Origin of the sequence: Mycolicibacter sinensis, assembly GCF_001667375.1 — a bacterium.
GTDB classification, from domain to species: Bacteria; Actinomycetota; Actinomycetes; order Mycobacteriales; family Mycobacteriaceae; genus Mycobacterium; species Mycobacterium sinense_A.
Window position 1 is genome coordinate 43,603 of record NZ_LZIN01000098.1, and the last position, 13,643, is coordinate 57,245.

The following is a 13,643-nucleotide window of genomic DNA, read 5'->3' on the forward strand; positions in this document are numbered from 1 at the left end:
GGCTTTGTGTCTGCTCGGCTCGGACTTAGTCCGACTGGACTAAGTTCGGCAGTCGCGGGCCATGGCGATGGTCAACATTCACGAGGCAAAGACCCATCTGTCCAGCCTCCTCGCCCGCGTAGAAAACGGTGAGACGATCACGCCGGCAGGCCGGTCGCCGATGACACCGCACTCGCGGGTCGACATCGCTTTCGGAGCCTTATCCGGCCGGCTCCACTACGACGACGAACACTTCGACGACGTCGACGACGCCCTCAACGCCCAGTTCGGGATTGAATGCCCGGCATCCTGCTCAATACCCACGTACTGCTCTGGTCGCTGGACGACAGTCCACGTTTGGGTCACCGGGCGCGCACTCGAATGACTTCTGCCCCGGCGGTATTCGTCTCGGCGGCCAGCATATGGGAGATCTCCATCAAAGCGGCTAGCGGCAAGCTCGCGATGCCCGCCGACTTTGACGAAGCCGTCGGGAAATCCGGCTTCCGCAACCTGCCGATCACCGGTCGTCACGCAATGGGTTGCGATATCGCTGCGCCGCCGCACCGGGACCCCGTTCGACGCGATGCTGGTGGCTCAGGCCGAGGTCGAGCGACCCGATCTGCTGACGGCGGACGCGAAGCTCCTCAAGGCGCTGCCCGCAGCCGTGGATGCGCGGCTGTGATCACCGGGGCGCCGAACTCGAACCCGACCACTTGACACCCGTCAAGTTTGACGGCGGTACAGTCTGCGCATGCAGATCCGGGAACACGTCGGCGCCGGCAAGCCGGCCATCATCTTGCACCCGTCGGGCACCGTCATCACCTTCGACGATCTCGAGGCCCGCGCCAACCGGCTGGCGCACTTCTTCCGCCGCGCCGGGCTGGTCGAGGGCGACACCGTCGCGATCCTCATGGAGAACAACGAGCACATGCACGCCGTCATGTGGGCGGCGCGTCGCAGCGGCTTGTACTACGTACCTATCAACACCCACCTGACCGCGGCCGAGGCCGCCTACATCATCGACAACAGCTCCGCCAGGGGCGTCATCGGATCTGCCGCGCTGCGCCAGACGTGTGAGAACCTGGCCGAGCATCTGCCGCAAGGCCTTCCCGACCTGCTGCTGATCGCCGACGATGATCTGCCCGGCTGGCAGCGTTACCCCGAATGCGTTGCCGATCAACCCGATACGCCCATCGATGACGAGATCGAGGGCGACCTGCTGCAGTATTCGTCGGGCACCACCGGCCGGCCCAAGGGCATCAAACGCGCTCTGCCGCACCTACCGCCGTCGGAGGCGCCGGGCCTGATGTCGATGTTGGTGGCGGTCTGGATGACGCCCGACTCGGTCTACCTGAGCCCGGCGCCGCTGTATCACACCGCCCCGTCGGTGTGGTCGATGCAGGTGCAGGCCGCGGGCATCACCACGGTGGTGCTGGAGAAGTTCGATCCGGAGGGCTGCCTCGACGCGATCCAGCGCTATCGGGTCACCCACGCCCAGTTCGTGCCGGCTCATTTCACCCGGATGCTGAAACTTCCTGAGGCGGTTCGGAATTCCTACGACGTTTCCAGCCTGCGACGGGTGATGCACGCCGCGGCGCCGTGTCCGGTTGAGATCAAGAAGCAGATGATCGACTGGTGGGGGCCGATCGTCGACGAATATTACGCGTCCTCGGAGGCGCACGGGTCGACGCTGATCAGCGCGGAGGAGTGGCTGGCCCGTCCGGGCTCGGTCGGCAAGCCAATGATGGGCGGGGTGCACATCCTCGATGAGGACGGCAACGAACTGCCCGCCGGCCAGCCCGGCGAGATCTATTTTGAGGGCGGCAACGACTTCGAATATCTCAATGACCCGGACAAGACGGCCAATTCGCGCGACAGCCGCGGGTGGGCCACCGTCGGCGACATCGGCTACCTCGACGAGGAAGGGTATCTGTACCTCACCGACCGCCGCCACCACATGATCATCTCGGGCGGTGTGAACATTTACCCGCAGGAAGCCGAGAACCTGTTGATCACCCACCCGAAGGTGATGGACGCGGCGGTGTTCGGGATTCCGGACGACGAGATGGGACAGCGTGTCAAAGCGGTGGTGCAGACCGTCGACCCCGCCGACGCCACCGACGCCTTCGCCGACGAGCTGTCGGCCTGGCTGCGGGATCGGTTGGCGCACTATAAGTGTCCGCGTTCGATCTCCTTCGAGGCGCAACTGCCGCGCACCGACACCGGCAAGCTGTACAAGAACGAGCTGGTGGCCAAGTACTCGGGGTGATCACGTGCTGTAGCGCAGCCACAGCGGCAGGGCAGCGTCGAGCAATTGCATGAACTTGTACAAGCCGACCCGGTACTCTCCGGATCCCAACGGGTTCATCCGGTACTCGGGAAACGCGATGCCGATCCCGAACAGCCCGGGCGCCAAGATGCCGGTGCGGTCGTCGTAAGGCAGTGGGCCCCATTGCGGCGTCAGCGGAAGCTGTCTGCGCCCGAACCCCACGGTGTAGACGACGTGGCTGCACGCCTGGAGGCGTTCGCCGAACTCAGGACTGTCCACCCAGCACCTGTGCAGGCGCGGCGGATAGGCCCCGTCGATGTTCTCCCGAGCCCACCGGGCGGCCTGCCCTTTGAGCCCGGTGTCGTCGAACAGAATCCAATCCTTCAGGTACACCGCGTATTTGAGCGGGCTTCGGTAGAAATTGATCACCTTCCGTACCGGAGTCTGCAGCAGGTTCGGCAGGGCGATCATCGACGAGTGCGACGAGCCGAACACGGCGACGGTGGCCTCGTCGAGGGCCAGCTGTGAAAGTTTGCCGGGGTCCAGTGCCACCTCGAGCGGGATCTCCTCGAGTCCGGGATAGCTAAGCCTGTTGGGAACCGACCCGATAGCAAGGATCACATTCTTCGAGCTGAGCTCTCCGCATTCGGTGTGCAGGGTCCAACGCCGGTCGTGCAGGGTGAGTTCAGTCGCCATCGTCCGCAACGGGGCAACGCGCTCGCACAGCCGCTGGGTCACCCAGACCAGGGGATCGGCGATCATGCCGAGCGCGCAGGTCTGTTCCGGGTCGAGGGTGGTGAGCGCGAACGCCGGCGCCTCAGCGAAGCCAAACGATGGCGACGCGTTCAAGTAATCCAGAAACAGCCCGACCTTGGTGTTACTGGAGACCGCGCGCCATTTGCCTCCGACATCGCCTGCCCCGAAATCTTGGTCTATCCAAGCGATCTCATTCCCGGCAATGCCATGGTCGAGCAGCCGGCCTACCGCGGCGATGCCGGCCGGACCTGCTCCGATCACCGCCCAGGAATAGCTGTCCATACCTCTGACACTGAAGATTAGGCGATGTCGGCACCGGCCGCAGCGGACTGGACTCCCAGCCCGTGCAAGGCCGCCGCGCGGCTGATGTCGCTGGGTGAAACGATGCCGACGAGGGTGTCGCCGCTGAATACCAGGGCGCGCCCGTCAGTACACCCCCGCAGGCGGGTGAGCAACGCCGACAGCGGTTCGTCGGGCTGGGCCAACGGAATTTCGACCGGCGGGCACGCCACCTCGCGCAGCAGCGTGGTAGCTCGCTGGTCAGCCGGTAGCGACCGGATCCGGCTGAAAGTGACCAATCCCTGCAGCCGCCCGGCCTGATCGAGCAGCGGGAATGCGGAGTGCCGGCGGAGCAGCGCGACATTCTGCAAGAACTCGGCGACGGTAACGTTGCCGTCCACCGTCTCGGGCTCTGCGGTCATGACGTCGCGAACCCGGACTCCGGCCAACGCCGTGCTGGTGCGGGCATGGTGTTCTTCGGCGCTGGCCATGGTCACGACGAACAGTCCCAGCAGCATCCACCACAGGCCGCCACCCAGGCCGTCGATGGCTTGCAAGACGCCCAATGCGATCAAGGTAAACCCGAAAATACGACCCGCCCGGGCGGCCACCACCGCTGCGGTCAACCGGTCGCCGCGCCACGCCCATATCGCGGCTCGCAGGATGCGTCCACCGTCCAGCGGTGCGGCCGGGATGGTGTTGAACGCGGCCAAAACCACGTTGATAACCGCCAAATAGCTGGGGACCGCCACCACCAGTGCACCCGCATCGGTTACGTCCGCCAGCCGCGCCGCTGCGGCGAACAGGCCGGCCATCAGCAGACTGGTCAACGGTCCGACCGCGGAGATCCGGAAATCGGCTCCGGGGGTGGGCGCTTCACTACGCAACCGGGCCACCCCGCCCAGCAGCCACAGCGTTATCCCCTCCACCTGGACGCCGTTGCGCAGCGCCACGATCGCGTGCGCCAGCTCGTGGGCGAGCAGTGACAGCACGAACAGCGCGGCCGCCACAACGGCGGCCAGCAGGTGTGCCCCCCACGGGTAACCGGCGACCATGCGGGGAAAGGATGTCGCCAGCCCGGCTACCAACAGCACCACTATGACCAGCACGCTCCAGTGCACACCGACCCTGACACCGGCGATTCGGCCCAGCTGTACCGTCGGATTCATCGTCGTCCTCCGTTTCTAGGTGCCCTTCACGTTGAGAACCTGGCGCAACTCCGCCGTCACCTCGACCAGGTCGGCGGCATCGGCCATCACAACGTCGATGTCCTTATACGCCTGCGGGATCTCGTCGACCCACGCATCGCCGTGCCGGTATTCGACACCCTTCATGGCGACGGCTAAGTCGTTGGCGGTGAACAATTTTCGTGCCTGCGTCCGAGAGTGCCGCCGACCCGCACCGTGTGGTGCCGAGCACAGGGCGGTCGGGTTGCCCTTGCCCCGCACAACGTAGGAACGGGTGCCCATCGACCCGGGGATCAGGCCCGGAACACCGTCGTTGGCGTCGATCGCGCCCTTACGGGTCAGCCAAACCTCCTTGCCGGCGTGCTTTTCCCGGCGGGTGTAGTTGTGGTGCGAGAACACCCGGTCCTTTTCGGTGTGCCGTGCTTCGTCGATATCGATTCCCATCCAGTAGGCGAAAGCCTGCCGGAATCGGTCGGTCATCTCAGCGCGGTTCTCGAAAGCGAAGGACTGCGCCCAGGTCAGCTCGCGTAAGTAGGCATCGAATTCGTCGGTGCCCTCCTCCAGGTAGGCAAGGTCGCGGTTCGGCAGACTGATGCGCCGTTCGCGCGCAAGTCGTTGTGCGGTCCTGATGTGGCGCTGCGCGATCTTGTAGCCGACGCCGCGGCTACCGCTGTGCAGAAAAAGCCAGACCCGGTCACGGTCGTCGACGCATAGCTCGATGAAGTGGTTGCCGCCGCCGAGCGAGCCCAGCTGCAGCCGCCAATTCCGGCTGTGGGTTAGGTCGACACCGTGATCTGCAGCCGAGCGCTCCAGCGTCTCCAACCGAGGTGCGGTGAAGGAGAACCGATCTAGGCGGCGATTGTATCGGCCGGGGGACAGCGGAATGCTCGACTCGATCGACTCGCGCAGCTCACGAAGATCGCGGCCGGCGATCTCGGTGCGGGTGGCGGCGGTCAGGACCGCGGTCATGCCGCAGCCGATGTCGACGCCGACCGCGGCCGGGATCACCGCCCCGACGGTAGGGATCACGGTGCCGACCGCCGAGCCCTTGCCGAAATGGGCATCCGGCATCAGCGCGACGTGCGGGTAGATGAACGACATGCTGGCGGTCTGCTTGGCCTGCTCGACCGTCTGTTCATCGATCTCACTGGCGAAATTGACTAGCTTGTATCCGGCGATGTGCTGCATATTTTCCCCTGCGGCCGTCGACCCCAACGGAGGTGTCGTATACCCGAACGGGCCGTCACCAACGCAGCAGTGCGGCCAACCCGGCGGCGTCGCTGAGTTCGGCACCGGCGGCGCCTTCGACCGGGCTGACGCGGGCCCCGGTCCGAAGCGCCTGCTCGACCAGCCGCTCGGTGAAGCGGGGCTCCGGCGTCGCGGGCCGGCCATTCGGGCCGACCTCTGCACCGCCGTACAACGCCCCGTCTGCGCCGACTGCCCCGGCGTAGCGGACCTCCGGGTCGTACACCAGGTGGCTGACCTGCCCGGCGTTTAAAGCTGCGGCAACTTCGGACAACCCGAGAGCGCTACGGCCGGATCCGGCAGCGTCGCCCAGCTGCTGGGCCAGCCGCCGCTCCCGCTCGGTGTGTTGCTCATGCGCCCAGTCGGTGACCGCGGCCGCCAGTGCGGCATCATCGAGCCCGCTAAGGGCCCGGGCGTCGGAGTAAACCATGCCGCGCAGCGTCTGCGGGAACCGCTCGGCGACCGGCTCGGTCCACTGCGTGCCACCGCTGACCAGGATGCGTTCCCAGCCGCGATCACTGGCCAACTCGGTGGCGACTTCGACAACCTGGTCCAAGAACCGCTGTGTCCGATCCTGGTCGCGGGCCTGGCGCTGCTCGCGCCTCGGAGTATGGAACTGCCCCTGCGGGCCGCCTCCGATCTGGCCGGCCCGTTCGTGCGGCGCCTGGACGTACGGCTGCCCCATATGGCTCAGCAACTGCAGTGATCCGACTCGCCACTCCAGCAAGCGGGCGTCGTCTGCTGAGGCCAGCACGACGCCGGCCGGTCGGCCCTCATCGAGTAACTCCAGCAGTGGATGGATGAAGGGCCCGTCGTCCAACACCAGCCGGTTGTTGACCGACATGTTGGTTTCAACCCTTAAGACCCAGTCGCTTTCCAGCGCGGCGAAGGCAATTCGGCTGCGGCACGAGGCGGTCGGGCTGGCCATGTCCGCTACGTGCGGCCAGAGTCGTTCAAGCGCTGCGGCAATAGCTCGCCGGTCCTCCGAAGAGTTATCTTCGGCCCAGCGCTGCAGTTCGCGGAAGCGGTTTTTCAAATCGATGGCGGTCGCTTGCAGGTTCGGGTCGTGGCCGCGGTCGGTGTCCGCATAAACCGACAGCACACCCAGCGGGTCGGTTCGCTGCGAGAGCTCCCGAAGGTCGGTGTCTGCCAGCCTTGCGATTGCGACCATGGTTCGGCTCCTCGTTGTCTCTGCTGCTTTCGCCCGCCTCTCCTTGCATGTGTCCTTACCGGCGACTGCCGCACCAATTGCTGCTCACCGCGGCGGGCTTTCCACCCCAGTCTACCTGGGCCGCAGCGGTGCACCGCCGTTCTCGGTTGAGCGCCGGCGGCAAGGCCTAGATTCCTCCGCGGGCCACCAGTTGGGCGGCGATCACGTTGCGCTGGATCTCGTTGGTGCCCTCGCCGACGATCATCAGCGGGGCATCCCGGAAATAGCGCTCGACATCGTATTCGGTCGAGTAGCCGTACCCGCCGTGGATGCGCACCGCGTTCAGCGCGATCTCCATGGCCACCTCGGAGGCGAACAGCTTGGCCATGCCGGCCTCCATGTCGCAGCGCTGGCCGCTGTCATAACGCTCGGCGGCGTAGCGGGTGAGCTGGCGGGCGGCGGTCAGCTTGGTCGCCATGTCGGCCAGATAGTTGCCGATGCTTTGATGCTTCCAGATCGGCTGGCCGAAGCTCTCCCGTTGCTGGGCGTAGGCCAGCGCGTCCTCCAGCGCCGCGGTGGCCACCCCCAACGCGCGGGCCGCAACTTGAATGCGACCGGTCTCCAGGCCCTTCATCATCTGCGCGAAACCGTGGCCGGGCGCGCCGCCGAGTACCGCCGTGGCCGGCACCCGGCAGCGCTCGAAGCTGAGTTCACAGCTCTCGACGCCCTTATATCCCAACTTGGGCAGATCCCGCGAGACCGTGAGCCCGGCAATCGGGTTGTCTACCAACAACACCGAGATCCCGCTGTGCCGCGGGGTGGCCTGCGGATCGGTCTTGGCCAGCAGCGCGATCAGCCCCGAATAGCGGGCATTGGAGATCCAGGTCTTGGCACCGTTGATCACCAGGCAGTCCGGGGTGGCCGGAGAAGACACCGCGGTGGTCGTCATGTTCTGCAGGTCGCTGCCGCCGCCCGGTTCGGTCAGCGCCATGGTGGCTCGCAGCTCTCCGGTCGCCATGGCCGGCAGGTAGCGGCGCTTCTGCTCGTCGGTCCCGAACAGCGTCAGCAGTTTAGCGACGACGGTGTGCCCGCCCATCGCCCCGGCCAGACTCATCCAGCCACGCGCGAGCTCTTGGGTGACCAGCACGTAACACGGCATCGACACCGGTGTGCCGCCGTATTCCTCGGGCACGGCAAGGCCGTAGATGCCCAGGTGCTTCATCTGCTCGATCCACGCTTCCGGGTAGGTGTTGGCGTGCTCGACGTCGCGGACCGACGGCTTGACCTCCCGGTCGATGAATTGGCGCACGGTCTCGACCAGGATCGACTCTTCGTCGGTCAGTGGGGGCGTCATCGGTTCACCGTATGTCAGGATTTTGAGATGACCAGCGAGCCCTACTTCGACGAACTCCAGGTCGGCCAGGTCTTCGACGCGGCTCCGGCGATGACGCTGACCGCAGGAGCCGCGGCGCTGCACCAGGCGATCCTCGGCGACCGGTTGCGGCTGCCGCTGGACACCCGGCTGTCCTACGTTGTCACCGGGGCGACCACGGCGCTGGCCCACCCGGGGCTGGTGTGCGACGTCGCGATCGGCCAGTCGACGTTAGCCACCCGGCGGGTCAAGGCCAACCTGTTCTACCGGGGCCTGGCTTTCTTCCACTTCCCGGTAATCGGGGACACCCTGTTCACCCGCACCGAAGTCGTCGGGTTGAAACAGAACTCCGCCAAACCCGGCCGCGAACCGACCGGGTTGGCGGCCCTACGGGTGACCACCATCGATCAGGCCGACCGGCTGGTGCTCGACTTCTACCGCTGCGCGATGCTGCCGCTGTCGCCCGGCGCCGACGACACCGGGCACCGCGACGACCTGTCGGCCGTCGGCAGCGGACTCGCGGCACCACCGGATGTCACCGCGCACTGGGACGCCGACGAGTTCCGGCGGCGGGTGCCCGGCCCGCACTTCAACCCGGGCTTGGCGGGTGCCGTGTTGACCAGCACCGGCGACGTGGTCAGCTCCGCCCCCGAGTTGGCCCGCCTGACCCTCAATATCGCTGCCACCCATCATGATTCGCGGGTGGCGGGTCAGCGTCTGGTCTACGGTGGGCACACTATCGGGCTGGCGCTGGCGCAAGCCTGCCGGTTGTTGCCGAATCTGGTCACGGTGCTGGGCTGGCAGTCGTGCGATCACACCGGGCCGGTCCACGAGGGCGACACCCTTTACAGCGAACTGCACATCGAATCGGCCGCCGACAACATCTTGAGTTTGCGGTCGCTGGTCTATGCGGCCGGGGATGAATCGGATCGGCAGGTGCTGGACTGGCGCTTCACCGCATTGCAGTTCTAGTGCGGCAGGTCCCGGAACGGGGCGTCCCGGTAGGGATCCGGCTCCTTGGGTAGGCCGAGCACCCGCTCACCGATGATGTTGCGCTGAATCTGATCGGTGCCGCCACCGATGGAGGTGAAGTAGGCGTTGAGCGCCCGGAACGTCACCGCGTCACCGACCGGATTCTCCGGTCCGCTCAGCATGGCTTCGGCGCCGACGATCTCGGTCGCCACCCGGGCCGTCTCGTGCAGAATCCGCGACATCGCGATCTTGCCCAGCGCGAGCAGGGTCGCGGCCTCGGCGCGGTCGGGACTGGTCTTGGCCCGCTGGGTGTTCCACCGGTTCACGCCTGCCAGCGCATGCGCGCGGGCGATCTGCTGGCGGATGTGGGAGTCGCCGAGGCAGCCGGCGTCGCGCGCCAATTCGACCAGGTCGCTGGACTTCTCGCGGCGGCTGCGGGTGGTGCGGGCGATGTCACCCATCAGCCGGCGCTCGTAGCCCAACGCGACCTGCAGCACCGACCAGCCGGCGCCCGGCTCACCGATCCGGTTCGCATCGGGCACCCGGGCGTCGGTCAGGAATACCTCGTTGAACTCCGATTCGCCGGTGATCTGATGGATCGGGCGGATCTCCACGCCGGGCTGTCGCATCGGCAGCATGAAGAACGTGATGCCGTTGTGCTTGGGCACATCGGGGTCGGTGCGCGCCACCAACATGCCGTAGTCGGCGGTGGTCGCGAACGACGTCCACACCTTCTGCCCGTTGACGATCCAGTCGTGGCCATCGCGTTCGGCGCGGGTGCGCAGGCCGGCCAGATCCGACCCGGCGCCGGGCTCGCTGTAGAGCAGGCACCATTTGCTCTCCCCGCGCAACGCCGGGGGAAGCAGCCTGCGCTTCTGCTCTTCAGAGCCGCAATCGTGCACGGTGCAGGCGAACAGATCAGCTCGGTCATGCCCGGCGCCCGGGGCTCCGGCGGCCGCGAATTCAGCTGCCACCAACCGAGATTGACGATCGGTAAGACCACGGCCGTAGCAGGACGGCTCCCAAGACGGCGCCGTCCAGCCGGCCTCAAACACGGCCGCGGCGAAGGTCTCCCGGTCGACCTCGGGTGACCAGTTGGCGGCCAACCAGTCGCGGACCTCGGTGCGCAGGGCAGCGTCGTCGGTCATCTCACGCTCCGATCTCACGCAGGTAGCGCTCGCGGTGCCAGGACGGGCTGCCGAACAACTGGGCGTCGCCGCGCGCCCGGCGCAGATACCGGTGAGCGGGGTGCTCCCAGGTGAACCCGATCCCGCCGTGCACCTGAATGTTGGTGGCGCCGACGAAGACGAATGCGTCCGAGCAGTAGGCCTGAGCCAGCGCCAGATCGGCGACCCAGCCCGTCGAACCAGCGGCTGTGGCGACGTGGCGCGCGGCCGACACCGCGGACTCGGCCTCCAACAGCATGTCGGCGCACATGTGCTTGACGGCCTGGAAGCTGCCGATCGCCCGGCCGAACTGGTAGCGGGTCTTGGCGTAGTCGCGGGCCATCTCCATCGCGTGCCGTGCCGCACCGGCCTGCTCGCCGAGCAGCGCCACCGCAGTGTGGTCCAGCGCCGTGGTCACCGCCTGCACGCCGCTCCCCGGCGCGCCGACCGCGCTGGCCGGGGCGTCGGCGAAGCGGACGAGGCAGAGCCGGCGGGACGCATCGACCGTCGTCAACGGTTCCACGGTGATGCCCGGGCCGCCGGGGTCGACGGCGAAAACACCCGGTCCGCTCTCTGCGGCGGCCAGGACGTAGAGCAGGTCGGCGGAGTCGGCGTCGAGCACGAATCGCTTCTCGCCGGTCAGCAGGGGCCGGTCGGCGCCACTGCGGGCCGAGGTCGCCGGTGCAGCGGGCGGGCGGGTCGAGTCACCCTCGGCGAACGCGACCGCAACCCGCTTCGTCCCGGCGGCGATCGCCGGCAACACCGCGGCACACTGCGCGGGGTCATCAAGGGCGGTAAGAAGATTCACCGCGAACACCGCGGTCGATAAATACGGGCCGGCGAACAGAACCCGGCCCAGCTCCTCGGCCACCGCGCCCACCTCGACCGGTCCGGCGCCGGCACCGCCGTACTCCTCGGGCACCAGCAGCCCCAGCAAGCCCATCGCGGCCAGCTCGTCCCAGCCGTCGTCGGAGCGCTTGGCCATCAAGTCGGCGACCGCACCGCGCAGCGCGCGCAGCTCCTCGGTACCCGCCACCGGATCAGCCTTCCCGGGTGAAGGCGTTGCGCAGGCCGGCGCACTGGCTGGCGAAGAACGACCGCGACACCGGCGCCTTGGCCAGCAGCAGATCGAAACCGTGGAAGGCGCCGGCGATGGTTTCGACCTCGCACGGCACACCTGCTTGCCGAAGCCGCTCCGCATAGGCCAGGTTCTCGTCGTGGAACAGATCCAGGGTGCCCACCCCGATCCAGGCCGGTGCCAGTCCGGTCAGATCGGCACGCCGGGCCGGCACCGCGGCGTCGGGATCGGCATCGCCGAGATACGACGTCCAGCCGAACAGATTGCTCCGCGGGCTCCATAACCGGTAGCCCGGGTGGGCCGGCAACGAAGCGCTGCGGTCATCGAGCATCGGATACACCAGCAGCTGCAGCACCGGTTGGACGCCGCCGCGGTCGACGGCCAGTTGCGCCAGGGCAGCGGCCAGCCCACCGCCTGCGCTCGCCCCGCCGATAGCCACCCGCGCCGGATCCACCCAGGGCAGCGCGGCCAGCAAGGTCAGTGCCTCCCAGCAGTCCTCCAACCCGGCGGGGTAGGGGTGCTTCGGTGCTAACCGGTAGTCCACCGAGGCGACGGTGATGCCCAGTTCGTCACTGAACCGGCGGCAGAGCCGGTCATCCTGTGCCGCCTGCCCCAGCACATAGCCGCCGCCGTGGATCCACAGCAGCGCCGGCGTGGGGATGGTGGGCCGCCTGTGCGGCCGAAAGACCCGCACCTCGGCACCCGAGGGCACCGACAGCACCTCGACGTCCCTGGGGGTGCGACGGCCCTGCAAACCGACGAGCGCCTGCAGCACCGGCAGTGTCCGGGGCCCGATCCCGCCACGCGGCAGGAATCGGGCGGCTCTGCGCAGATCTGGATGGAACCCGGTGCTTACCATCGACTCAGTATTGCCGGTGCCAGATGCTTCCGGCCGACAACCCGCCCGATTGGCGTTTACTCTCGGGCCGGCGCGGTACTCTCCGCTAATGACGGCAGCACCGCAGACCGGGGAGACCGGTTGGAATCTGTCCGGTCGCCTGCGCTGGCTGAAGCGCGCCCGACCTGCCGACTACCTGCTGGCTTTCAGCGTCGCTTCAGCTTCGTTGCCGGTGGTCGGGAAACGGCTGGAACCCCTGGGCGGAATGACGGCGATGGGAGTGTGGGGTACCCGCCACATGCCGGAGTTCCTGTCGAGCGCGGCCAAGTCGTGGCTGACGCCGGGGGCGGCCGGCGTCCGCAAGCGGGACCGCGAGCAGACCCGGGCGGTCTCCGAAGCCGCCTTGAGCGGCGTGGTCACCGCCGCCGATCTGGCCATCGAATGGCCGCAGCCGGAGCAGGCCCCGCCGGTGTGGAAGGCGTGGCAGCACCGGCGGCACATCCACCGTTCCGGGGTGCGCTACGGCAGCGACCCCGCCCAGGTGCTCGACGTGTGGGCGCCCCGAAAGTTGCCGACGACACCGGCTCCGGTGCTGATCTACGTCCCCGGCGGCGCCTGGGTGCATGGCAGCCGGACGCTGCAGGGCTATGCGCTGCTGTCGCACCTGGCCGAGCGGGGCTGGGTGTGCCTGTCCATCGACTACCGGGTCGCGCCGCACAACCGCTGGCCGCGTCACATCATCGACGTCAAGACCGCGATCGCCTGGGCGCACGCCAACGTCGACAAGTTCGGCGGCGACCGCAACTTCGTCGCGGTGGCGGGTTCGTCGGCCGGCGGGCATCTGGCCGCCTTGGCCGGGCTGACCGGCAGCGCGGCGGGCGATCGCGAGTTCGCCGACGAGCTCCCGGCCGGCGCCGACACCTCGGTGGACGCCGTGGTCGGCATCTACGGCCGCTATGACTGGCAGGACCGGTCCACTCCGGAACGGGCCGCGTTCGTCGACTTCCTGGAGCGGGTGGTGGTCGGCAGGTCGATCCGACGGAATCGCGACCTCTACCGCAAGGCATCGCCAATCGCACGGGTGCACCCCGAGGCGCCGCCGTTCCTGGTGGTGCACGGCAGCGCCGACACCGTCATTCCGGTAGCGCAGGCCCGGGTCTTCGCCGACCGGTTACGGGCGGTGTCGCGCTCCAAGGTCGGCTACCTGGAGCTGCCCGGCGCAGGACACGGTTTCGACCTGACCGACGGAGCTCGCGCCGGCGCGGTGAGCACGGCAATCGGGTTGTTCCTCAATCAGATTCGCCGGGACCGCGCCACGATCGGCAGCAAACAGGTCATCTGAGCACCGCCGG

The 13,643-nt window shown here is 67.6% G+C and carries 13 protein-coding genes; 5 read left to right on the top strand and 8 right to left on the bottom strand.

What is annotated here, in order from left to right:
- Positions 1-61 precede the first annotated feature (61 nt).
- The 3 genes from A5771_RS20315 (at position 62) to fadD4 (ending at position 2,248) form a co-directional block, all read left to right on the top strand.
- Entirely contained in the window at positions 62-364 is a 303-nt protein-coding gene (locus tag A5771_RS20315; RefSeq protein ID WP_234783139.1) for a type II toxin-antitoxin system Phd/YefM family antitoxin, read from the top strand.
- A gap of 90 nt (positions 365-454) precedes the next feature.
- Positions 455-661, top strand: coding sequence for a hypothetical protein (locus tag A5771_RS24215; RefSeq protein WP_234783140.1), 207 nt, complete (start codon positions 455-457; stop codon positions 659-661).
- Positions 662-730: 69 nt separating this feature from the next.
- Positions 731-2,248, top strand: a complete 1,518-nt coding sequence (gene fadD4 / locus A5771_RS20325; RefSeq protein ID WP_064857002.1) for a fatty-acid--CoA ligase FadD4 — start codon at positions 731-733, stop codon at positions 2,246-2,248.
- Here the strand turns inward: fadD4 and A5771_RS20330 are convergent, their stop codons facing one another.
- The 5 genes from A5771_RS20330 to A5771_RS20350 all read right to left on the bottom strand — a co-directional run bounded on the left by A5771_RS20330 (position 2,249) and on the right by A5771_RS20350 (position 8,219).
- Positions 2,249-3,286: a hypothetical protein gene (locus A5771_RS20330; RefSeq protein ID WP_064857003.1), complete on the bottom strand. Its 1,038-nt coding sequence runs from the start codon at positions 3,284-3,286 to the stop codon at positions 2,249-2,251.
- 17 nt (positions 3,287-3,303) lie between these two features.
- Positions 3,304-4,452, bottom strand: a complete 1,149-nt coding sequence (locus A5771_RS20335; RefSeq protein WP_064857004.1) for a site-2 protease family protein — start codon at positions 4,450-4,452, stop codon at positions 3,304-3,306.
- Positions 4,453-4,467: 15 nt separating this feature from the next.
- Entirely contained in the window at positions 4,468-5,658 is a 1,191-nt protein-coding gene (locus A5771_RS20340) for an RtcB family protein (RefSeq protein WP_064857005.1), read from the bottom strand.
- A 55-nt stretch (positions 5,659-5,713) separates the two neighbouring features.
- Positions 5,714-6,886, bottom strand: a complete 1,173-nt coding sequence (locus A5771_RS20345) for a hypothetical protein (protein ID WP_064857006.1) — start codon at positions 6,884-6,886, stop codon at positions 5,714-5,716.
- Positions 6,887-7,052: 166 nt separating this feature from the next.
- On the bottom strand, positions 7,053-8,219 hold the full coding sequence (locus tag A5771_RS20350) for an acyl-CoA dehydrogenase family protein (protein WP_064857007.1): 1,167 nt from the start codon (positions 8,217-8,219) through the stop codon (positions 7,053-7,055).
- A gap of 27 nt (positions 8,220-8,246) precedes the next feature.
- On the opposite strand from A5771_RS20350, the gene A5771_RS20355 reads away from it, so the two are divergent.
- Positions 8,247-9,209, top strand: a complete 963-nt coding sequence (locus A5771_RS20355; RefSeq protein ID WP_064857008.1) for a MaoC family dehydratase — start codon at positions 8,247-8,249, stop codon at positions 9,207-9,209.
- Here A5771_RS20355 and A5771_RS20360 read toward each other — a convergent pair.
- From A5771_RS20360 to A5771_RS20370, 3 genes are read right to left on the bottom strand one after another with little or no spacing between them, the layout of a single operon-like run.
- Positions 9,206-10,357: an acyl-CoA dehydrogenase family protein gene (locus tag A5771_RS20360; RefSeq protein ID WP_064857009.1), complete on the bottom strand. Its 1,152-nt coding sequence runs from the start codon at positions 10,355-10,357 to the stop codon at positions 9,206-9,208. The two genes, A5771_RS20355 and A5771_RS20360, sit on opposite strands and share 4 nt — an antisense overlap.
- A gap of 1 nt (position 10,358) precedes the next feature.
- On the bottom strand, positions 10,359-11,411 hold the full coding sequence (locus A5771_RS20365; protein ID WP_064857010.1) for an acyl-CoA dehydrogenase family protein: 1,053 nt from the start codon (positions 11,409-11,411) through the stop codon (positions 10,359-10,361).
- A 4-nt stretch (positions 11,412-11,415) separates the two neighbouring features.
- On the bottom strand, positions 11,416-12,312 hold the full coding sequence (locus A5771_RS20370; RefSeq protein WP_064857011.1) for an alpha/beta hydrolase: 897 nt from the start codon (positions 12,310-12,312) through the stop codon (positions 11,416-11,418).
- An 88-nt stretch (positions 12,313-12,400) separates the two neighbouring features.
- Here A5771_RS20370 and A5771_RS20375 point away from each other — a divergent pair, with 88 nt between their 5' ends.
- Positions 12,401-13,633: an alpha/beta hydrolase gene (locus tag A5771_RS20375; protein WP_064857012.1), complete on the top strand. Its 1,233-nt coding sequence runs from the start codon at positions 12,401-12,403 to the stop codon at positions 13,631-13,633.
- Positions 13,634-13,643: the final 10 nt, after the last annotated feature.